The sequence below is a fragment of the Clostridium sp. YIM B02555 genome, assembly GCF_022320955.1.
Taxonomy (GTDB): domain Bacteria; phylum Bacillota; class Clostridia; order Clostridiales; family Clostridiaceae; genus Clostridium; species Clostridium saccharoperbutylacetonicum.
The window spans coordinates 252,719-276,032 of sequence record NZ_JAKJJY010000002.1 but is presented as its reverse complement, the minus strand read 5'-3'; the positions used below and the strand labels follow the sequence as shown (position 1 = coordinate 276,032).

Here is a 23,314-nt window from a genome sequence, read left to right as displayed (position 1 = left end):
CATATGTACTATTGAGAAATTATAATCGTAACACTACACTAGAAATCAGATACATTTTTCTGGAAGCAGGCATGTGAAATTGAGCTGATGATGGTTGTTAATGGGGGCTTGTTTCATTTCAGCTTGTCCAGATTTTACATCTGGAACACGCTGAAATGATGGCAAGCCCGCATTTAGAACTTTCCAGCGAAAATTTCACTAGTCCTGTGGAAGACAAATGTATTGGATTTCGGTAAGTTTCGCGTAAGTCTAATTCTTGCTTTGGACATCTATAGTGCATAATAATGCTATTCTACCATAAATGTAATTATTTACATAAGATATCTATTATTATAAATGGTATCCTTTTATCATAACTTCATAAATGACTAGTAAAAAAGGTATCTTTTTATTATAAAATTCATCTTATTATTATTATTAGAGTCAATTTCTCACCACTATTACTATACTTAAGGTTTTATATATGCAATATTTATTATTCTATGTTAAAATCTTTATGTATACGTAATCATACAATTATAAGTTCCTTGACATAAAATACTAATTTTACAATAATATTAATGTAATACTAAATATTATAACTATATAAAGATACTTGATAGGAGGAGTATTATAATGTATAAACTACTTGTAGTAGACGATGAAGGTGAATCAAGAAATTTATTGTGTAGCTATTTCCCATGGGGTGATTTGGGATTTGAAATTGTAGATCAATTAGAAAATGGAAAACTCGCGTTAGAATATATTTTGAGTAATCCCGTAGATGTAATCCTTTGCGATATAAAAATGCCTTTTTTAGATGGTATTGGACTTGCTAAAGAAATATATGATCGCAATATTAAAACAAAAATTATTTTTTTAAGTGCTTACAAAGACTTTGAATATGCCCGCAATGCCCTAACTTATGGTGTTAGCCATTACATTGTAAAACCTTCAAAATATAATGAAATTTTTGAAGTGTTTTCTTCTTTGAAGAAAACTTTGGACAATGAATGCTCATCTAACAAAGATGTTATTTCAGATATGCCAGTAAATGATTTTAAAGACTTATCCAATTATGACTCAAAAATCATATCATTTGTCAAAAATTATGTAACTGAACATTATAAAAATGCCAAACTTGAGGATATTGCTGAATCTGTTCACATGAATCCTAACTACTTAAGTCAATTTTTTAAGCAAAAAACTGGAGAATGCTTTTCTAATTATTTAATAAGAATAAAAATGAATCATGCTGCTAAACTCTTAGATGATATAAGATATAAAACATATGAAGTTAGTGAAATGGTTGGTTATAGTAATACAAAAAACTTTACTAGAACCTTTAAGAATTTCTATGGAAAGAGTCCTAAAGAATATAGAAATCAAAGAGAGACAATTGATACTGGCGCTTTTGAAAGGTGATGAATTTATTTGAATAAGAACTTTTTCATAAAGAATTTAATTATATTTTTGCTCCCTATCCTAATACCAACATTTGTATTAGGTTCTTTATCAATAATTATTACTCAAAGATATATTAAAAATCAGATAACAGTAAATAATGCAGATCTTCTAAATCAAACCAAATCTAACATTGACTTGATTTTTAATGAATTAGATCCGCTTAATATACAATTCGATTACACACCAAGCATTGCTTTAACTCTAAAGAATGTTTCAAAAGAAGAAACTTTACTTTCATCAGATTTAATAAATACAGATAAAATTTGCTTCTTTTTGAATTCATTTGCTAATTCGAAGCCGTATATTTATTCTATTCACATCTATTACCAAAATGAGAATGGCAGGTTTTATACCACTAATAATGGTATAACAAATTTAAATAATTACTTTGATACCTCTTGGTACAAAAACTATTTGAATCATAAATCAGATGAAAAAATGTGGATAGAAGCACGTAACATAAAACAATATGATTTTGAAGAAAAAGAAACCAAACTTATAACAGTTTATAAAAGAATGGCTCTAAATAATGGTGTTATAATATTGAATATTAAAGCTGATTATATACAAAACTTACTTAATAAAGCAGCTACTGCACCTGAACAAAAAATCTTTATACTAGATGATAATGCCAATGAACTTATTAGCAACAACACATCTACTAATATAACTAATTTTGATACAAATGAACTCTTAAAATTAGATAATAATATTTTATACTCTCCATCAGAAAAAAGATTTCTAAGTAAATCAATCATTCATTCTGATAAATTTTCTTGGAACTACATATCTATAATTCCTGAAGACATTTTATATAATGTTTCTATGAGATTGTTTAAAAACACTATTGCATTATTGATAGTTTCGTTTATTTTAGGGTTAATTCTAACTTTCTATCTTACTCGAAAAAACTATAAACAAATTTCAAATATTATATCTATAATTGATTCAGCTAAAAATAATCAGACTCTGCCAGTGATAAATAGCAGTACAAAAAATGAATACAGTTATATTATAGAAAATTTACTTACAACCTTTATTGAACAGCATTATTTAAAAGTACAATTATCTGAAAGAAAATATAAACTAGAAAATATGGAGCTTATTGCACTGCAATCTCAAATAAACCCTCATTTTTTGTATAATACATTACATACAATATATTGGGAAGTAATAAAGGAAACTGGGAGTAATAGTAAACCGATTAAGATGATAGAAAACTTATCTAGCATATTAGACTATTCTTTAAGAAAACCTTGTAACAAAGTTATTCTTGAGGATGAAATTTTATATACTAAAGCCTATCTAGATATTCAAATGATTAGATATGCGGATAAATTTGATGTAATATGGGTTTACGACAATATGGTAAAATCTATTTCAACAATTAAGTTATTAATACAGCCCTTAGTTGAAAATTGTATTTACCACGGAATAAAAAATAAGGAAGGGAAAGGTAGCATTAAAATAAAAATAACATTAAAAAATGATTCATTAATGCTCTCAATTATTGATAATGGAATTGGAATTGATAAACAAAATCTTGAAGCAATAAAAAATAAGTTGAATTTTGATGGCAATCACACAGATCATATTGGTTTGTTTAATACAAACAAACGCCTCAAATTAACTTACGGAAATGATTATGGTCTTAAAATAAATAGTAAATCAGGCTTTGGAACTGTAATTTACATCATAATTCCCACATCCTAAGCCTAATTAAAATTATGCAGCCAATAAAACTAATTAGTATTAATCCCTTAAATAAATAGCCTCACTATAACTAGTGAGGCTATTTATTATTCATAACTTTCTATTATAATGCTTTCTGTAATGCCAATTGGTTCTAATAACATGTATTGGGATAACCAGTCATATTGTTCTCTAACTAGTGTTGTACTCACGTCTATTACCAACTTATTTTCACCTTCAAAAATGTAATCAGAAATATCAAATCTATATGGTGGAACTATTTTCATACCTATTTCTTTGTTATTTAAGATAACTTTTGCACTTTCTGAAACTCCTTTTAATACTAAATAGGATTTAGCTTTTTTTGAATCAACGTTGAAACTCATTTCATAGCGAATAATCCCTGCAAAATCCTCTTTTCCATCTAATTCCTGTAACTGAATTAAAGAGTCTAAGGTTATTGCATCCTCGAATACGTTAAAATCTTTGCTAGTTGCAAAAGATACTTTATATATTCCCTCTACTGCTTTTTCTTCTACTTTTGTAAGAATTTGGGCCCTTCCACATTCATACTCTAGTTGAGTATGAGGAAAAATAACTATCTTTGATTCATAAGGATAGAGATTTAATTTTAAAGCATTTTCATCTTCTTTAAGTATATTCTCCATTGCATTATAAGTATATGCTGTACTTGAAAATGGTATTTTCAACTTTGTAGATATAATATTATATGGATGTTCATTTACAAACATAAATATATGACCATCTTCCTGTTCATAATGATAATATCTCAAATAAGGCTCGTAAGAGCTTGTAGATATCTCATATAACCCAGCTTTCTTTAAATCGTCTACTAAATCATCTAAATTAATCACATGAATATTTTTTTCTGCTTTCATTTCTTTTAAAACAGATTCAATATAATTTCCTTCACTTTCACGTACAGGTAGTGCTTCTAAGAAATAAATAGGCATTTGTTTTTTAGCAAATACTAAGATTTTTTCTAAAAATGCTTTTGGTAAAGCTTCTGCATAAGGTACTACTAACCCTTTAAAAATTTCTTTATTCACTTTTATGCCATCATAATTACTTTCTGCTTTTACTAATTCATCTATTGGTAAAATATCAAAATCTATTTGATTTCTTGTGAGTTCTGCTGCTGGCTTTTGAAGAAGCATATATTCTCCAGCCCACTCTGCTTCTCCATGATACACAATAGCTAAAGGTGCTCTATGAATACCATCAGAAAGTAAATGACTCATACGATTTGTATAATCCATCAATAGTTTAAAGCCTTCAAATTGTGGATTTTTTCCATGAGCATAAAAATGCGGAGGACAGTCAAAGTCAGGATATTGCTTTGGATCAAACGCATGAGGCACAAATTCATTTACTCCACGAACTAACATATGATCAATAGTCCATTTCATTTTTTTATTACCTTCTGCCCAGCCATATGCTCCAAAAACTTCACACATAGTTCTTCCTTTTTTCTTAGGATCCATGTGTCCAAATGATGTTCCGAGCTTAGCTAATGCATAATGAAAAAATTCTCCATCCCATCCATTGCTAGTCATAGCCTTATTTACGCAGTAATCCTGCCCTGGCATTAGTTGATGAAGTACCTCATCAATACCTGCCATATGCTGACCTGCCATAGCACGATAAAAATGTCCTGCTCCATATCCAAGTCTTCCATGAGCATTATTGTCCTCTATAGTATGTCCAATATACATAACATTATGTTCTTCACACCAATTTCCTATTCTTTGATTAAAATTTTCTGAATATAGTCTACTCACTAAATCCATATATGCATATCTCATTTGATGAGCTTTTTCTCCACCTTCTATAAATAAAAGTGGCAAATACACAAGTGAAGAAATTCCTAATCTTTTATCCATAAGCTCTAACATATCTTTACGCCAAGGTAGTACCATGTCAAAACGTCCTATAGAACCTAACGGTCCATGCATATTTCCAAAACGTGGTTCATCTGAGAAAAAGCCAACTATAGTTTGTCCAAACTCTTCTTTATATCTTTCATAATGAGACTCATATACAGTATTAATTAAAATATCTGTTGCTTCTGGATCAATTGGATTTAAATATCCCTCTGTCTGCTTTTCACCGCCATTAAAACTGCTATACAGAATCATTACACTCCACTGACCTTCTGGCAAATCGAAGGAAACAATCTTATTTTCCTTTACTCCTGCAGTAATATCTATTAAAGTATCTGGATCTACTTTTTCATAATCTAATTTTTTACCAAGAATAACTCCAATTATTTCATCTTCCTTGTCTGATAATGCATACTTAATAATTGCCTCTGCATTTTTCATAGGGCCAACAAAATCTAATATCTTTAACCCTAAAAATCGCTTACGAAGATGAGGAAATTCATTTTTTATGCGACCATTTGCAAAGCCTGTTGGAAAGTGAGAATCATCTAAAATCCAAACCTTCATATCTCTTTTTTTAGCTTCATCTATTATGGCGTCTATATCCATCCACCACTTATCCCCTAAAAAATCAGGATGTGGTCTAGCCTCTACGCAAACCGATTTGATTCCTGAATTATAGATTTTATCCATATAATCACGCAATACATGCTCTTCTTCACCGTGCTGCCAAAATAGAGGAAAAATGTGATTTGGATATTTTCCTGATAATACTTCTTTTACTTTTTTCATGTTTCTTCTCCTCTTAATTAATTAAAAATCAAATGTTTATTAAGTTATTTTTCGTCACCTTTTACCCCAAATAAATATGCCAAAACACCTGAAACTACAAATGATGCTGCTGAAGCTACTAAGTAAATAATAAAATGTCCATTATTTCCTGTTGGGTTCAAGAACATTGGAGCTCCTAGAACTCCTCCACCACCAAATCCATACATCATTAATCCTGCAGCTGCTGTAATAGCCCCTCCAATACCACCACCTATAAATGCACATACAAAGGTTCTCTTATATGGCAGTGCAATACCATAGATAATTGGCTCTGTTACTCCTAACAATCCTGTTAAACAATTTGAAAATCCAAAGGCCTTCTTTTCTTTATCTTTAACCTTTAATCCAAAACCTAACGCCATACCAGCTAAAGCATAAACAGTTACTGAAAGTATAGCATTTATTGGGTCTTGATGCATAGTTGCTATATTATTTATTAATATTGGAATAAATGCATAATGTAATCCGAAAATTACAATTACCTGCCAAAATGCACCTAAGAAAATACCAGTAAATAATGGACTAAAGTTATAAAGACCACTGGTTAAAGCTGCTAATCCACTACTCATATATGTAGCAATTGGTCCAATTACTAAAAATGTAAGTGGTACAACTATTATTGCAGTAATACAAGGTGAAAACATTGATTTAAATGCTGTAGGTAATTTTTCTGTAAAAAATCTTTCTATTTTTGCAGCTACATATGCTGCTATAATTATTGGAAATACAGAGCTTGTGTAGCTCATTAATACTACTGGAATTCCTAAAAAAGTTAATCCAGTATGCTGACTATAAGCAGTTACTATGTTAGGATATACAAGTGCTGCCCCAATAGCAGCTCCTAAATAAGGATTACTTTTAAATTTCAAAGATGCAGAGAATCCCAACATAATTGGTAAAAAGTAAAAAAAGCCATCTGCAAATGCATAGAGAATTTGATACGTTCCATCAGTAGGAGCTAATAGATTAAAAGTCGTACATAATGATAATGCACCCTTTAATATACCACTTGCGCCTAATACTCCAAGAATTGGTCCTATAACAGCTATAATTGTTTTAAAAAAGGTATTAAATAAATTATCTTTCTTTTCACTGTCTTCTTTTTTTATTTCTGTAGTACCATCTGTCATACCAATCTCTTCACAAACAGCAGCATAGGCTTTTTTAACCTCTGTTCCAATAACAACTTGATATTGTCCCCCTTGCTGAATTACAGATAAAACCCCTTTAGTGTTTTTAATTTCATCTGTTTTTGCAAGCTTTTCATCCTTTAAAACAAAACGTAATCTCGTTACACAATGTGTTAGATTTTCTATGTTATCTTTTCCACCAATAAGAATTACTACTTGCTTTGCTAAATCTTTATAATCCATAAATTTTCCTCCTTAAGTTTATAAATTTAATATTTATTATTGCTACATGTAAATGATATCATTCTAATCGTTATGCAAAAATATCAAAACAAAAGAAGTTGACTGACCAAACTTAATATTATAATATAATCTTAAATTTTGTTATAAATTATCAATATAATCAATATTTTTAGTTTAGTGAATCAACTCAAAACTTTACGAATTTATAATATTTTAATATAGCAGGAATTGTAATCAAACTAGGGAAGAAGGTTTTTAATATGAATCATAGAGAACTAGATGAAATGCTTAAGCCTCTTACAGATCGCGAAATTTATCATAAAAATCACGGCAATATATCAAGTTTTTATAATCAACTTAGCCAAATTGATTATGAAGGTAAAAAAATATATTTGTTTAACTTAGCAAATCTACTATCTGGAGAAAATATTACTCTTTCGAGGCATACGCGTTTTGCTGAAGTACCAATGCATATACATGATTATATAGAACTAAGCTATGTATATTCTGGAAAAGTTACAGAAATAATTAAAGATAAAACTATAACTTTAAAAGAGGGGCAAGTTTCTATAATTGACACTGGAATACCCCATTCTATTTTGCCAACAACTGAAAATGATATAATTATTAATATGTTAATGCGTAAGGAGTATTTTACAACATCTTTTCTAAGCAGATTATCAACTAAAGGTATCATATCCCAATTTTTAGTCAATGCAATTTCAGATAAAACTAATCACGATAATTATATTATTTTCAATTCGGATAGTAATGAAAAAATGCCTAACCTCATAAAAGAGCTCCTATGTGAATATTATGATAAATCTTTGTTTTTTAATGAAATTATAGATTGCTATATGATATTAATATTTACAGAACTACTAAAAACATTTCAATATGATACAAATAAATCTCTTTCAAATTCTAAAGGAACTGCGACAGTTATTGATATCCTTAATTATCTTGAAGAAAATTATATGACCTGCACTTTAGCTTCAACTGCTAATCACTTTAATTTCCATCCAAATTATTTAAGTTCATTAATTAAAAAAAGTACAAATAAGTCCTTTAAAGAACTTATTCAAGCACAAAAGCTAACGAGATGCTCGATCTTACTTTCTAACAGCAACATGCCAATTTATGAAATTGCTACTGAAGTTGGATACCAAAATCTAAACTTCTTCTATAAGAAATTTAAAGATTACTTTGGAGTTACTCCTAATGAATTTCGTCATAAATATAACTCATGACAATAATATTAAAATTATCGAAATAATATAAAAGTGATGTTAATTACTCACAATTTAAGTAATTAACATCACTATACTAATATTTCAATATTAATTTAGTTGCAGTGTTTCATATCTATTACAGACTTCTTGTTTCTCCACCTTCAATTCTTACAGCTTTATCATCTACGCTAATCCATACTGTTATTGCAGTGGGATTATAAACTATATCTCCTTTAGCTGAAAATTCAAGTTGCTTTAATGCCTTTATATATCTCATTACATCAACATTTGCTGCAAACCAAATTTCATCACTTTTAGAAACTAACTTACAAAAATCTTCAATTAGATTCCAATTATTATTTCTTTCAAACTCAAAACTATGTCCCCAAACGTACATAAGCTTTAGTTTTCCTTTAAACTCATAATCTAAAAACTTTTGTCCAAGTTCCATAAGATTGTCATCATGATGACAAGTTGCATTCCAAGCTAAAAAATCTTCTGGTATATAAAAATCATGATGCGAGATTACAGTTCTTGAATACTGCATTCCAATGCTATCAAGAATTTTTATTAGTTTCCCATTAAAAGCTCCATATGGATAAGACATTCCTTTTATTGGATAACCAACTAAAGATTCTAAGCATTTTCTGTCTTCAATTATTTCTTCTATAATTGCTTCAACAGGTATGCAATCTAAAAACGGATGAGTTTTTGCATGCACTGAAACCTCGTGACCTTTATAAAGTTCTGCAACTTCAGCTTTTGTAATAAAATTTTCCTTATCTAACATTCCAGAATTTAAATGAAACGTACCTTTTACTCCATACTTATTAAATATGCTTATCAACCTTCTATCAAAAATCTGACAGTCATCATAACTCATAGTCAATGCTTTTGTTCTTCCTTCTGGAAACAGATCAAAATTTATATTCATAATTCTCACCTCAAAATTAATATATGGTCCAATTATCAAAGCTCAATTGTCTATTATCAGTTGCTATACAAGTCTTAACAAAAAGAGTTCTTGCAAACAAATTTAACACAATATAATTACCATGCAGAATATGGACAATCTTTTTCCCGCTGTAAGGCTCTTATCTGAACAATGCATCCACATTGCATGCAGGTTGTACTATACTCTAGATACTTACATCCCCCACACTTTTGAAGCCTTTTACTGTAGGTTTCTTCAGATACTAATTTAAAATTTCCGCTATTAACAATACTAATTACCATTGCTTTTATGTCTTCTGATGCAACTTTAACACTTGCTGAGCACCCTTTACAGTTATCTATATATGACATAAGCGCTTATTCTAATTCTAATGTAACTAATGACATAGCAGGTAATTCTGCTGTAAACTTGCCTTCTGCTATGCTAGCACCATTAAATACTTTTGGTGATACTTTTTCTGGTTCTTCAAAAGTATTATGAGCGTTCATTACATCAGCGGTAAGTATAGTGCCTGTCACTTTAGTCATAACATTTCCTCTTAATTCACATTGAATATCAGCTGATTTTGTAGGACTTAGATTGCATATAGATATATGAATTTTTCCTTTTACATCCACTGAAGCAGTTGCGCTTACCTGTGAAATCTTATCATCGCCACAAACATAATCAGGTGCTTCAATATTTAAGTCAATTAATTCAGCATCTTGATGAACCTTGTACATATTAAAAGCATGGTATGTTGGAGTTAAAATCATCTTACTTCCCTCTGTAAGTATAACTGCTTGAAGTACGTTTATTGCTTGAGCTATATTAGCCATTTGAACTCTATCACAATGCTCATGAAAAATATTAAAATTAATTCCAGCAATTAAAGCATCTCTAATTGTATTTTGCTGATATAAGAAGCCTGGATTTGTTCCTGGTTCAACATCAAACCAAGTCCCCCATTCATCAACAATTAAAGCTACTTTCTTATCAGGGTCATATCTATCCATAATTGTTGAATGTTTCGAAATAAGCTCCTCCATAAACATTGATTTTTTCATAGTCATAAACCATTCTTCTTCACTAAACTCTGTAGCAGAGCCTTTACCTAACCAAAAATCTCCCGGAACTGTGTAATAATGCAAGCTTAATCCATCCATAAATTTACCTGCTTCTCTCATAAGCACTTCAGTCCAGTTATAATCATCACCATTAGCCCCACAAGCTATTTTAAAGATTTTATTATCACCAAAATTTCTTACATAACTTGAATATCTTCTATATAAATCAGCATAATATTCTGGACGCATATTACCGCCACAGCCCCAATTTTCATTTCCAACACCAAAGTATGTAAGTTTCCAAGGCTCCTTGTTACCATTTTCTGCTCTTAAATTTGCCATTGGTGATTCTCCATCAAAAGTCATATATTCAACCCATTCTCTCATCTCTTGAACTGTTCCACTTCCTACATTACCACATACATATGGTTCTGCACCTAAAAGCTCACATAATTCAAAAAATTCATGTGTACCAAAATGATTGTTTTCTGTAACTCCACCCCAATGTACATTAACCATCTTAGGTCTTGTTTCATGGACACCTATACCATCCTTCCAATGATATTCATCAGCAAAACATCCTCCTGGCCATCTTAAAACTGGTAGCTTTAACTCTTTTAAGACTTCCACTACATCTTTTCTAATTCCATTTATATTAGGAATTTCAGAATCCTTTCCTACCCAAAAACCGCCATAAATGCATCTTCCTAAATGTTCAGCAAAATTTCCATAAATATTCTTGTTTATTTTTCCTTTTTTAATATCTGTATTTACAACTATCTTTGACATATTACACCTCTTAACTCAAATTTTATCTATATTCTATTAACAATGATCAATGTTAATAGATCATTGTTAATTAATCCTATCTGCAACAAAATTGTTTTCTATATTGTAATGGTGTCTTTTCTTTCAATTGAACAAATTTATTTATAAAATAATCCGTATTACTATATCCAACCTTCTCTGAAATTTTATAAATTTTATCGTCACTTCGTTTTAGTAATTCTGCTGCTTTTTCAATTCTATATGCGTTTAAGTAGTCTTTAAAGGATACGTTATATTGCTTTTTAAATATTTGACCTAAATAAGCGCTATTAATGTAGTACTTTTCACTTAAATATTTTAAGCTTAGCTTTTCCATATAATGTTCTGAAATCTCTTTGTCAATTTGACTTAAGATTCCTTGGAATGAGTGCTGCCTTAATTGATTTAAATATTCTGCAAATTCCAAAGAAAATGTTTTCAAATGATTTACACTTCCTCTACTTATCATTTGTTCAAAAGAAATCGAAGTAATATATTGCATTACTTCCTCTTGGTCAATTTCCGAATTTAGTTCCTTTGCAATATTAATAAGATTACACAATAGATAATTAATATTTATTTTTATAATATCTAAGTTTATCTTATGTTCTCCGAAACTCTTGTAAATTTTCTCTACACACGTCACTATTTCTTCCTTATTATTATCCTCAATCTCATGAATTAAATAGTCCATATATTTTTTTTCTTCACTACAGTTTAATTCTTTTCTTTTTGCCATTTCATCATAATATGCAATATTATTTTCAATTGAAAAATCAGAAAATAATTTAGCTACAGTTGCAGATTTGTATGATAATGCTATTGCTTCAATATTATCTACTTTCTCACCTACATAAATAAAAAAATCATATTTTTGAATTTGTTGCATACTTGTTTTAAAATTTAAAATATATTCATGCTCATCCATTCCTTTTTCTTTCGCAAACCTTTTATCATAAATAAATCCAATATCATAACATTCCTTAGCTTGTCCCATATCAATAATCACATTATAATAATTTTCCTCAAGCCATCCAATAATATTTTGATAAAAAATCTGCTGTTGTTCCATTTTTTCATTTTCTGATATAGTTATTTCATCATGATTATTATAATTAATTTCAATAATCAAATATCTCAAATCAGAAGAAAAGTTTTGATATTTTTTAATGTATTCTAAATTTGCTTTATTACACTTACCATGTATAATTTCATTAAAAAATCTATCATACACAACCTTATCTTTAATTTTCTGCATTGTTTGTTGTTGTTCCTGCTTTATAAATTCTTCTTTAAAAGAACTCAATACTTTAATCAGTTCCTCTTTTTGGATTGGTTTTAAAATATAATCATTCACATTACATTTTATTGCTTTCTTTGCATATTCAAACTCATAATATCCACTTAACACAATTATTTTAACTTCTTCTGATATATTTTTACGCACATATTCAATTAATTCAATTCCATTCATTTCTGGCATTTTTATGTCTGCAATTATTAAATCAATATCTTTCTTTTCCAATTCCTTTATTGCTTCAAGTCCATTAGCAGCTTCTCCAACAATTTCATAACCATATTGTTCCCAATTAATTAGAATCTTTAACCCTTGTCTAATAAATGGTTCATCATCTACAATCAATACCTTTATCATAATATCCTCCTATATTAGAAATCATTATTTTGATTATTTTTAAATAAAGAATTAGTAAAATTTGATTCATCAAGATAAATTTGTATTGTAACATCTGTTCCTTCCCTTGGTTTACTATCAATTTCAAATTTCATATTATTATTACAATACATTTGTAAGCGCATATAAGTATTAAGTACTCCAGTACTTTTACTGTTACTAAGCATATCTATTTCAGCATTTCTTAATTTATTTCTAAGCAAATCCAACTGTTCTTTATCCATCCCACTTCCTGTATCTGAAATCTCTATAATTAAACTATTATCTGACCTAACTATAGAAACGTTAACACTGGCATTATGAGATACTTCTTCAATACCATGAACACAAGCATTTTCAACAAAACTCACAATTGATAATTTGGGAATTTTTATATTTTTACATTCTTCCATAATATAAAAGCTGAAAGATAATTTTTCACCAAATCGGTACTTTTGTATTTGAAGATAATTTTCTACAAAGGTCATCTCATCTTCAATGGTAATATGATCTTCTCCCCAATTTATTGTTTTCCTCAGTAGCACTGATAAATTTTCAATTATATCTGCTGTTTCACTCTCACCTTTAATTAAACTTCTCATTCGAATACTTTCAAGAGTATTAAACATAAAGTGTGGATTAACTTGACTTTGGAGTGCCTTTAACTCAGCTTGTTTTTTTGCTAACTCAAGCCGCTGCTTCTCAGCATCTCTCTTAAATACTACTTCTATTAATTCCTTAATTCTCAGTACCATTAAATTATAGCTTCGAATCAGTTTCCCTATCTCATCTTGTCCTTCATTGCTTTCTATTGTGGAAAATTCTTCTTTTTCTACTTTTCCTAAATAGATTCCAAGCAATGTTACTCTATATCCAATTGAATGCGATACCAAACCAATAATTATTGTCGGTAATAATAAATTAAATATTGCTAAGCCAAATAATATTTCTTTTTTCTCTACAATTTTTGATAATGGACTAACTTCATCTGCTGTAATAATGATATCCCAAGTTTCATTTGCTACCTTAAACCTAAAGAAATCGCTAAATTTAATATCTTTTGCTTCTATAGAATCTATGGTATCAAACATCTCTTTACCAACATTAGATTTTTTATTAGAAAACAATATATAATTTTTATTACATACATATAAGTTTGCGTCCATTTTTTCATTTAAAATATCATTTAGTATAACGTTATAATCCACATCAATTTTTAAAATATTCTCATGTGATTTATCAAAATTATCTAGTTTTCTTGTGATACTAATTGTTCTTGCTGTATTGTTGAATTCAAAATTTTTTCTATTATTATCATAATATACAGATATATTCATAGCTTCTTTATTTTTATGAAATTGCCTATACCACTCACTTTGACGTATTTCTGGTGTTAACTTTATGAAATTACCACTATCGCTAATTGTTTGGTTATCAGTATAAATTGTAACTTGATATACGTGTTGTGAATTGTAGTAGTAATTGATTACATTATTCTGCAATAAATAATTATAACTCTCATAGTAATCAAGTAAGCTGCCATATCTTTTTGTAATAAAATCGTTTAAAGTTATATCATTATGTAGATGATCAGATACTAATACACAATCATCTAAAACAGAACCCAAATCATACTTAACCCTCTCTACTGCATGCTCCATATTTGTCTTTTGTTCTCTTACGCCATTATTCTTTATAGTTATATATACAATAGAATTAGTAACTATGATAGGAATCAGAACACAAAATAAATATATTATTAATAATTTTGTTCTAATGCTATAATTATTTATTATATCTAATTTCTTCATTCCATTACCTCTTTTTCTAAAAGCACTTGTCCATAATTCTATAATATAATACTATCTTAAGTTAAGCAATAATTTAACTCCTTATACTAAAATATCCATAAATTTTCGATATAAATTTTTTCTAACTTACACGTCTAGACTATTCCTAATTAACTTCTAATTAACCATGCCCTCTTAGTGAATTAATTGATCATTGATACTTGAAATTTGACACCTATAGTTTATTTTAAAATATTATATTTGAACTCTGAAAATTCAGCAGCCCCTCCTATTTCTTTTGTAGAAAATAAAAACAATCCAAAGCGGCATCCTACAAACTGATCCATCTTCCATACCATATTATGTGTAATACCTAGTTTCTTCCATGTTCCTGCATCTTCATAATAAAATTCGCACTTATCTTGATTATCTATAAAATAACCAAATGCTTTAATTGTAACCATCGCTTTACTTATGGGAATTCTTGCATATTCAGTTCCAGGCTCATTATCTACCAAATTTCCAAATATAGATTTGTCATCAGTTGCTCTTGCTAACATTACCAAATAATATTTATCTCCTTCTTTCGTTAAAGCAATTAAGCCATATGAACTAATCAAAAAGCAAAGCCCTGCATAATCACCATCTTTAAGTTCTTCTCCATTTAAAGTTACAATTGCTTCACAGGCTGGTCCCATAGCACGCTGTGTAAGTGTATTTACTGCATAATTTATATTTTGACTTATTTTCCCTGAATGGATTCGATATGTTCCTGTTTTTTCTGTTACTGACCACAAATCACTTGAAGGAATGTGATTCCATTGCCATATATTTTTCAAACTAACATTTCCGTTTACATCTGCTTCATAAACAAAATCATCATTTCCAACAAGTTGCTTGTACTTATATTCTGGTCTTGTACTTGGAATTTCAATATATTGTGGTGCTTTTTTATCGAATACTGGAAAATCATTTTCAAAATGCATTGGAACAATAACAGGTATACGGCCAACAGCACCATGATCTTGAAATAAGATTCCATACCATTTTCCTTCTGGAGACTCTACGATTCCTCCTTGAGCAATTCCCGAATTGTAGTATCCCATATCATCATCAAAAACCTCTCCCCCAACAAATTCACCTTCTAATGAATCTGCTACAAAGCAAGCTTGGGTTCTACGCTGATGACCAGACTTTAATATATGAATAAAAAATACGTAATACCTACCATTAATTTTATAGAAATGAGCACCTTCATAGCCAAGTATATATTCTTGTGTCTCACTAACTATAATTCTATTTATACCACCTGCTTTTGGCCTCGAAAGATCCTCTTCCAATTCTGTAAGATGAATTTCAGTATTTCCATAAACAATATAAATTCTATCATCATCATCGAATAGTAGTGAACAATCATGATAAAAGCCATCAATTTCACTCTTTATCCAAGGGCCATCAATATTATCAGCTATAAATAAATAAGTTTTTTGTGTGTCATTAGCCACAAAGCATACATAGAATTTTCCCTTATGATGACGGAGGGAAGCTGCCCACATACCCTTTCCATAAATTTGTTTTTCACCTTCTAGCTTTTGAGCTGGTGTATCCTCTAAAGCTTCATAAACATAGGAGGCTATTTCCCAATTTATTAGATCATAGGAACGCAATATAACGCCACCTGGCATAAAATGCATTGTCGTAGTAATCATATAATAAGTATCATTAACTCTTATAACATCTGGATCTGGATAATCAGCCCAAAGAATAGGATTATTAATCATATTAAAGTCTCCCTAAATATTTTATCTTGTATTTTTATATTCAAACCAATAGAAATCTGCATAATTATTAGTAGGGTTACCATTGCTGCTTGCATACATTCCTATTGTACAGCCTACAAAGCCTCCAGCTACTTCTGTACTCAAATTTTTACTGTTAACATTTTCTTGTAATACCTTAAAATTAATTCCATCATTTCCATAATAAAAAGTTAAATTCTGACCATTGCTAACTATTTTTAAATACAATTTGCCAGGACAAATTTCTTCTTTTGAAATTAAAACGTCTTCTCCCTTAATACATTCAACAATTTGAAGTATATTTTTTCCTTTATCCTTAATACATTCATATCTCATATGATATTCATTACTTTGAACTACTGCAATTCCAGCACTCTCTTTCTCATTGACCGGATTAAATTCCATCATAGTAGACACCATGTAATAATAATCTTTTTGTCTAATTCCTATATAGGCTGGATTGTCTAAGTCTTTTAATGATTGTTCTTTTAAGTACAGTCTTAAGCAGCCTTCCTTGTCTGTTAAGGAATATAAACTTTCACTTGGATTTCTCAAAAATACAAAAGAAGTATCTAACGCCTTTCCATAGAAATGATAACAGGCTTCTTTTGGTTCTACTTTATATTCTAAAAGTTCATGTTCCTGCTCAAGTTCTAATATTCCAACACCGGGATTTACTACTGGCCAACCCTCTTCCCATATTACTTTAGCTAAAAAGGGTTCTCTTCCAGTATTACAATAGCCCTCACAGGTTCTACTTGCTAGCATTACCATAAACCATTTATCACCTTGTGTTTTTACTAAGTCTCCATGTCCAACATGCTTTATTGGATAATTTTTTCCTAAATGTCTATGAGTAATAATAGGATTACGTGGACAGCCTTCATACTTTCCAAATATAGATTTACTTCTTGCAATAGTAACACAGTGCTCAGGGCCTGTCCCTCCTTCTGCAATCATCAAATAATAATAACCGTCTTTTTTATAAAGATGAGGTCCTTCAGGCCAAATTACATCCCTCATCGCACCTTTCCATATTTTATGACTTTCACCTATAAGACACATAGTATTTAAGTCTAATTCTTGAACCCAGTCTTCCCAATCCCCATTATAACGTACGCCATCTGGATTTGGTCTTGTCCCTACATAATAAGCCTTTCCATCATCATCAAAGAATAAGCTTGGATCAATACCTTCTGCTCCTTCTAGCCAATATGGATCAGACCATGGTCCTTCTGGTTTTTCTGCAGTTACAATAAAATTATCTCCATGCGATACATTTGTAGTAATTAAATAATATGTTCCATTGTGATAACGTAATGTTGGAGCAAATATTCCTCGAGAATGACCTACTCCTTCTAAATTTAGTTGCGATTTTCTATTTAATATATTTCCAATTTGTTCCCAATTAATCAAATCCCTACTATGAAATATTGGGACTCCAGGAAAATATGCAAAGGTAGATGTTACTAAATAAAAATCTTCTCCCACTGCACATATTGATGGGTCTGGATAGAATCCAGATATAATTGGATTTTTTATTTTACTCATTTTCACTTACCTCTACTTCCAAATTTTGTAATTCCCACTCAACGCTAAGAAAGCAAATAAATATAAACAATTATCATAATACCTTCTTTCACCAGTTCTTAAAGGCGTATTCCAAAATATATCAACACATTCTTTTCTGTATTTTCCCTTGCTTGCTAGAGATGCCATTGCATTGGTTGCAATAATAGCTACTGGATGTAGAGCTTTTTGTTCTATAATTGTTCCATCCACTTCATATATTAAATCTGCTTTCCCTTTAACTTTCTCACAAAAAAAAGTTTGAATTTTATCTGTACACTCACATTCCCATTCCGAAGCTTGAAACCATTCATAAGATAATCCCAAATTAGCTGCTACTCTATAAGAATCACTATAAAATCTCTCATGATAGCCTCTCTCACATGGTGAATCGCAAGGAATTCCATCATACCTTGAAAACTCTGGTGCTAATCCTGTAACAGGATGACAAGCTTTTTTTAGATATTCTCTACTGCATTTAGCAGCTTCCTTCCAAAATTCTTGATCCTCTTCATTACACCAAAGTGAGAATAATTCATAAAAATGTGGAAGATGATAAGAAGGATCAGTGAAATCCAAATTCGGCACAAACTTTATGAGTTTATTTTTAGGCTCCCACATAGGATCCCCTGGTTCCTTTTCTCCTTTATGAACACATTCATGAAGCAGCTGTCTCCCCTCTTTCGAATAGTTGAAGATGCCTTCCCCATCTCCCCATCTGTTTGAAGCAAAAAATAATGCCATAGCAAAGTATTCTTCTCCATCAGGCGCTGGCCCCATTGAATTTTTTTCTCCATTTAACTTTACGGACCAAGCAAAATAACCTTTGTTCCAGCCTTCTTCCATGAACATATAGGTTTTTGTCCACTTCCATAACCTATCAAATTCCTCTTTCATATTTCTTTGAACACACATCATCATGGCATATGACATACCTTCTGTCCTTGCATCATTATTACCCGTATCCACGAAATATGCCATATCATCCCCAAAGGGATGATATAGTCTTTCATCATCATTTCCATAAAATATGGTATTGTAGATATTTTCTAATCTTTTTTCAATATCACAGGCAGCGTATCCATATTCCTCAAATACATTGCTATATGAATTTGTTTTATAAGCATTCATTATTCTTTAACTCCTCCAATAGTAAGTCCTGAAATAAAGTATTTTTGTAAGAAAGGATAAATGAACACAATTGGTAACGCTGTTACAATTGTAATAGCTGAACGAATAGATTGAGAGGTTACAATACTTCCAGAATTTTTAACTATGTCAGCAGTACCAGCACCACCCTGTTGTGTTGCAGCAGATAAAACTTTCATAAGTTCATATTGAAGGGTTGTTAGAGATGGACTCTGTGAACAATAAAGCATGGAATCAAACCAAGAATTCCATTGTCCAACTGCTATAAATAATGCAACTGTTGCAAGGGCAGGTTTACATAATGGTAATATAATTTGAATAAAAATCCTAAAATCTCCTGCACCATCAATTTTTGCTGACTCAACTAAGCCATCTGGCAATCCATTCATATAAGTTCTTAAAACAATCATATTAAAGGCAGCAACTAAGCCTGGTAAGATATATACCAAAAAGTTGTTTGTTAGATGTAAATCTTTCATTAATACATAGGTTGGAATCATTCCACCATTAACATACATTGTTAATACATATATTATTGAAAGCTGCTTTTTGAATATAAATTCTTTTCTACTTAAAACATATGCAAGCATTGCTGTTAAAAACACTTGTACAACTGTAGCAATTACAGTTCTTGAAACTGATATAAATGCTGCTTGAGTTAAGTTAGGATTGTGAAATACTGTTTTATAGTTTTGAAGAGAAAATACTCTTGGCCATATATAAATACCACCTCTTACTGAATCAACACCATCATTAAATGAAATAGCTAATGTATTTAATATTGGATACAGAGTTACAACTACAAATATTGCCATAAATACTCCTATAATAGTATCCCATATCTTATCATGTCTGCTTCTTTTTCTACTTCCTACCATTTAAATACGCCTCCTTTTAGAATAACCTTTCTTCTCCAACTGATCTTGCAAAACGATTTGCTATAAATATCAATATTATACTTATTACACTTTTAAATATACCTGCTGCTGTAGCTAAGGAATAATTACTTAAACTAATACCATATCTCAAAACAAAAATATCTATTGTTTGAGATACATCTTGAATAAGACCATTTCCAAGTATATATTGAATTTCAAAACCAGCATTTACAATATTTCCAAGATTCATAATAAGTAATATAATTATTGTTGGCTTAATACCTGGTAATGTAACATGCAACATTTTTTTAAATCTTCCAGCTCCATCTATTTCAGCAGCTTCATACAAATCTGGATTAATAGAAGTAATTGCTGAAAGATAAATTATACTTCCCCAACCAACTTCTTTCCAAACATTTGCTACTCCCACTATCCCCCAAAAGTATTTAGGATCTGCAAAGAAATTTATAGGGCTACTTATTATATGTAATCCCAGTAATATTTGATTAATAATCCCTGGATCTGGTGAAAGAATCATTTGTACAAGACCTGTTACAATTATCCACGAAAGAAAATGTGGAAGATAAGATACTGTTTGTATAAATTTCTTAGCCAAAACTCTTCTTACTTCATTTAGTAATAATGCAAAACCAATAGAGCAAACAAAGCTTAAGGTTAAATTAATTATAGCCATACACAAAGTATTTCTTAATACGTTAAAAAAATTAGAATCAGAAAATAAAATTTTAAATTGATCTAAACCACACCAAACCTGATCAAATAAGCCTTTTGCTGGCTTAAACTTTTGAAATGCCATTACCCACCCAATAAGAGGTGCATAACAAAAAATTGCAACCCAGATTATAAATGGAATAGACATAATAATTAGAGTTTTCTGCTTCTTCATTTGCTCGAATAGATTCTTTTTTGCTTTTGTTTTTACAGGTAATTTTTGATCTTTTACTCCTAGTTCCATCACAATTCTCCCTTACATATTTTTCTTATATTTTTTTAATAATAGGGTATCTAAAAAGATACCCTATTTGTTATCTAATATTTAGTTCTTGAACTTTTCTACTCTTCTCTTTACTTCTTTAGTAAGAGCATCTTCATATGCCTTTATATCTGCTTGAGTCGTTAATGTAGTTTGATATTGGTTCCATGTTGAATCAAAGTCATTTGTGCTAGACATAACAACCTTTGGAAGCCATTTCTTTTTAATTTCATCCATCTTTAACATTGCCATATTTTGTGGATCATCAGCAGACCAAGCACCAGTTGCTGAGTAAATTGGGAACCAAGGTTCGTTCTTTTCTGCTGGAACATTTAGGAAGTCAGTCCATTTCTTATACCCATATCCCTTTAAAACCTTCTTATCAGTCTCTGATAAAGTAGCTTCAAATTCACCTTGTTGTTGCTCTGGCCATATGCAATTGATACCATCATCTAAATAACCTGTACCATATTGAGGAAAATAAGAGTATCTGCATTGATTAGCTTGCATCCAATCTTGATTTTTATAATGTTCTCTCTGCTCATCTGTCATATAAAATACACCTTTATCATCAACTTTATAATCCTTATCTTTTTCTCCCCACCATCTTAATGTTAATAGATCATTAGATAATAAATCATTTATAACTTTTAATGCTCCATCTACATCTTTGCAACTAGTTGTAATTCCAAGTCCACTACCAGTATTAAAGGCTGGTTGAGTTCTATATTGTGATTTTACATTAGGATCAAGGGTTAAACCTAATGGTACCCAAGTTCTTTCATCCATGTGTTGTTGCAATAATGCTTTTTCTGAATCATTAAATTCCCAATGTTGATCAACCATTCCAAGTACTCTTCCTGTTGAAAGCTTTGATTTATATTGATCATAAGATAATGTAAATGTTTCAGGATCTATAATTCCCTTATTATATTCTTCATTTAGTTTCTTGAAATACTTTTGTGCTTCTGGAATTGTGTTATAGTTTTTCGCAGTAAGTGTAGCTTTATCTATAATTGCCTTTCCATCGTTTGGATATCCAGCTACAAATTGAGGTGGATTTTCTAAACAGAAATATCTCCAATCATCACATAAAATATCAAATCCTATAGTTGGTTGTCCATTTATAGTTGGATTAGCTGCTTTATATTTTTCGATTAAATCAAAATATTGATCAACAGTTTTTATTTGTGGATAATTAGCCCATTCTAAAACTGCTTTTTGAATCCAAAAAGCTTCATCATTGTGTTGTACTTGTGAATCTTTTCCTCTTGTCTTTCCAAATTGTTGTATATAATAAATATGCCCGTCTGGCTTTCTTAACTGTTCCCATTCATTAGGTGTTAAATAATTTTTAATGTTAGGATATTTATCTATTTTATCTTCCAATGGAATAAGTGCACCTGCATCCACCAATGCCTGTGTTCCTTCTCCTCCTTCAATAAAATCTGGATATTCACCACCAGCAATCATTACCCCTATTCTTTCTTTTGCTGTTTGCCCTGTAAGCCATTGTTCATTAACTTTAGCTCCAATTTTTTCAGCAATTACATTCTTTACTCTATCGTTATCAGGAATTTCCTTTCCTGCAACAGCAAAGAATGCTGTAAACTCTTTAATCTTTCCATTACTAGCACTGCTTGTCTCCTTTGTTTGATTACCACAACCTGCAAGAAGACTTAATGACACGACTCCTGTTAGGAGCATACTAGTAATCAATTTTGTTTTTTTCATTACCTTTCCCCCTATCTTAATATTTACATATTTATATATTTATATTTTAATAATTATGAGCTTTATGCTGTAAACGTTTTTGTCTACGAAATAAAGTTTATCACTTGTACATACATCCAACAACCTAACAAATTATATAAAAAACATTAAAAATTATATATTTGTATAAATATAGCAATTATCATTTATCAATTATCTACGGACAAACCCATTTGCAAAAAATCTATTTTTTATAAAGATATCCAAAGCGAGAATTAGACTTATGCCAATTACCGAAATCAAATACATTTATCTTCCACAGGACTAGTGAAATTTTCGCTGGAAGGTTCTAAATGGCAACTTGTCGTCATTTCAGCGTGTTCCAGATGTAAAATCCCCAAGGAGAAAGTTCGTGTTTCCAAATATAAAATTTGGACACTTACTTTTGGACATTCACTTTTGGA

General features: G+C 30.2%; 16 protein-coding genes. 3 read left to right on the top strand and 13 right to left on the bottom strand.

Annotated elements, in window-relative coordinates; genetic code table 11:
• The first annotated feature begins 615 nt into the window (after positions 1 to 615).
• Positions 616 to 1,404 (top strand): response regulator, encoded by a 789-nt coding sequence (locus tag L3B98_RS04660; RefSeq protein ID WP_077366041.1) that lies wholly within the window; start codon positions 616 to 618, stop codon positions 1,402 to 1,404.
• Positions 1,405 to 1,413: 9 nt separating this feature from the next.
• Positions 1,414 to 3,159, top strand: coding sequence for a sensor histidine kinase (locus tag L3B98_RS04655; RefSeq protein WP_238915789.1), 1,746 nt, complete (start codon positions 1,414 to 1,416; stop codon positions 3,157 to 3,159).
• Between the two features lie 86 nt (positions 3,160 to 3,245).
• Here the strand turns inward: L3B98_RS04655 and L3B98_RS04650 are convergent, their stop codons facing one another.
• Positions 3,246 to 5,834, bottom strand: a complete 2,589-nt coding sequence (locus L3B98_RS04650) for a glycosyl hydrolase (RefSeq protein ID WP_238915788.1) — start codon at positions 5,832 to 5,834, stop codon at positions 3,246 to 3,248.
• 44 nt (positions 5,835 to 5,878) lie between these two features.
• Positions 5,879 to 7,246, bottom strand: a complete 1,368-nt coding sequence (locus L3B98_RS04645) for a PTS transporter subunit EIIC (protein ID WP_238915787.1) — start codon at positions 7,244 to 7,246, stop codon at positions 5,879 to 5,881.
• A 260-nt stretch (positions 7,247 to 7,506) separates the two neighbouring features.
• Here L3B98_RS04645 and L3B98_RS04640 point away from each other — a divergent pair, with 260 nt between their 5' ends.
• Positions 7,507 to 8,496 carry an AraC family transcriptional regulator gene (locus L3B98_RS04640; protein WP_077366045.1) on the top strand — a complete coding sequence of 330 codons (990 nt, stop codon included), beginning with the start codon at positions 7,507 to 7,509 and terminating at the stop codon, positions 8,494 to 8,496.
• Between the two features lie 118 nt (positions 8,497 to 8,614).
• Here the strand turns inward: L3B98_RS04640 and L3B98_RS04635 are convergent, their stop codons facing one another.
• From L3B98_RS04635 to L3B98_RS04585, 11 genes are all read right to left on the bottom strand, one after another.
• The gene (locus L3B98_RS04635) at positions 8,615 to 9,412 is read right to left on the bottom strand and encodes a polysaccharide deacetylase family protein (protein ID WP_238915786.1); all 798 of its coding nucleotides are present in this window, start codon (positions 9,410 to 9,412) and stop codon (positions 8,615 to 8,617) included.
• Positions 9,413 to 9,528: 116 nt separating this feature from the next.
• Positions 9,529 to 9,783, bottom strand: coding sequence for a DUF6171 family protein (locus L3B98_RS04630; protein WP_015394911.1), 255 nt, complete (start codon positions 9,781 to 9,783; stop codon positions 9,529 to 9,531).
• 6 nt (positions 9,784 to 9,789) lie between these two features.
• Positions 9,790 to 11,268: an alpha-N-arabinofuranosidase gene (locus L3B98_RS04625; protein ID WP_238915785.1), complete on the bottom strand. Its 1,479-nt coding sequence runs from the start codon at positions 11,266 to 11,268 to the stop codon at positions 9,790 to 9,792.
• 76 nt (positions 11,269 to 11,344) lie between these two features.
• On the bottom strand, positions 11,345 to 12,940 hold the full coding sequence (locus L3B98_RS04620) for a response regulator (protein ID WP_238915784.1): 1,596 nt from the start codon (positions 12,938 to 12,940) through the stop codon (positions 11,345 to 11,347).
• A 14-nt stretch (positions 12,941 to 12,954) separates the two neighbouring features.
• The gene (locus L3B98_RS04615; RefSeq protein ID WP_015394914.1) at positions 12,955 to 14,769 is read right to left on the bottom strand and encodes a sensor histidine kinase; all 1,815 of its coding nucleotides are present in this window, start codon (positions 14,767 to 14,769) and stop codon (positions 12,955 to 12,957) included.
• A gap of 221 nt (positions 14,770 to 14,990) precedes the next feature.
• On the bottom strand, positions 14,991 to 16,529 hold the full coding sequence (locus tag L3B98_RS04610) for a glycoside hydrolase 43 family protein (protein WP_238915783.1): 1,539 nt from the start codon (positions 16,527 to 16,529) through the stop codon (positions 14,991 to 14,993).
• 21 nt (positions 16,530 to 16,550) lie between these two features.
• Complete coding sequence (locus L3B98_RS04605; RefSeq protein ID WP_077366051.1) at positions 16,551 to 18,098, bottom strand: glycoside hydrolase family 43 protein; 1,548 nt, start codon at positions 18,096 to 18,098, stop codon at positions 16,551 to 16,553.
• A 12-nt stretch (positions 18,099 to 18,110) separates the two neighbouring features.
• Complete coding sequence (locus L3B98_RS04600) at positions 18,111 to 19,247, bottom strand: glycosyl hydrolase family 8 (RefSeq protein ID WP_238915782.1); 1,137 nt, start codon at positions 19,245 to 19,247, stop codon at positions 18,111 to 18,113.
• Positions 19,247 to 20,143, bottom strand: coding sequence for a carbohydrate ABC transporter permease (locus L3B98_RS04595; RefSeq protein ID WP_015394918.1), 897 nt, complete (start codon positions 20,141 to 20,143; stop codon positions 19,247 to 19,249). Before L3B98_RS04595 ends, L3B98_RS04600 begins: the two co-directional genes overlap by 1 nt.
• A gap of 16 nt (positions 20,144 to 20,159) precedes the next feature.
• A complete protein-coding gene (locus tag L3B98_RS04590) occupies positions 20,160 to 21,119 on the bottom strand; it encodes an ABC transporter permease subunit (RefSeq protein ID WP_015394919.1) in 960 nt (319 codons plus the stop codon).
• Between the two features lie 81 nt (positions 21,120 to 21,200).
• Complete coding sequence (locus L3B98_RS04585) at positions 21,201 to 22,871, bottom strand: sugar ABC transporter substrate-binding protein (protein WP_077366053.1); 1,671 nt, start codon at positions 22,869 to 22,871, stop codon at positions 21,201 to 21,203.
• Between the last annotated feature and the right edge of the window lie 443 nt (positions 22,872 to 23,314).

Coding starts and splice junctions, on each gene's coding strand:
- L3B98_RS04660 (WP_077366041.1), top strand. CDS start 616: ATGTATAAACTACTTGTAGTAGACGATGAAGGTGAATCAAGAAATTTA.
- L3B98_RS04650 (WP_238915788.1), bottom strand. CDS start 5,834: ATGAAAAAAGTAAAAGAAGTATTATCAGGAAAATATCCAAATCACATT.
- L3B98_RS04645 (WP_238915787.1), bottom strand. CDS start 7,246: ATGGATTATAAAGATTTAGCAAAGCAAGTAGTAATTCTTATTGGTGGA.
- L3B98_RS04640 (WP_077366045.1), top strand. CDS start 7,507: ATGAATCATAGAGAACTAGATGAAATGCTTAAGCCTCTTACAGATCGC.
- L3B98_RS04635 (WP_238915786.1), bottom strand. CDS start 9,412: ATGAATATAAATTTTGATCTGTTTCCAGAAGGAAGAACAAAAGCATTG.
- L3B98_RS04630 (WP_015394911.1), bottom strand. CDS start 9,783: ATGTCATATATAGATAACTGTAAAGGGTGCTCAGCAAGTGTTAAAGTT.
- L3B98_RS04625 (WP_238915785.1), bottom strand. CDS start 11,268: ATGTCAAAGATAGTTGTAAATACAGATATTAAAAAAGGAAAAATAAAC.
- L3B98_RS04620 (WP_238915784.1), bottom strand. CDS start 12,940: ATGATAAAGGTATTGATTGTAGATGATGAACCATTTATTAGACAAGGG.
- L3B98_RS04615 (WP_015394914.1), bottom strand. CDS start 14,769: ATGAAGAAATTAGATATAATAAATAATTATAGCATTAGAACAAAATTA.
- L3B98_RS04610 (WP_238915783.1), bottom strand. CDS start 16,529: ATGATTAATAATCCTATTCTTTGGGCTGATTATCCAGATCCAGATGTT.
- L3B98_RS04605 (WP_077366051.1), bottom strand. CDS start 18,098: ATGAGTAAAATAAAAAATCCAATTATATCTGGATTCTATCCAGACCCA.
- L3B98_RS04600 (WP_238915782.1), bottom strand. CDS start 19,247: ATGAATGCTTATAAAACAAATTCATATAGCAATGTATTTGAGGAATAT.
- L3B98_RS04595 (WP_015394918.1), bottom strand. CDS start 20,143: ATGGTAGGAAGTAGAAAAAGAAGCAGACATGATAAGATATGGGATACT.
- L3B98_RS04590 (WP_015394919.1), bottom strand. CDS start 21,119: ATGGAACTAGGAGTAAAAGATCAAAAATTACCTGTAAAAACAAAAGCA.
- L3B98_RS04585 (WP_077366053.1), bottom strand. CDS start 22,871: ATGAAAAAAACAAAATTGATTACTAGTATGCTCCTAACAGGAGTCGTG.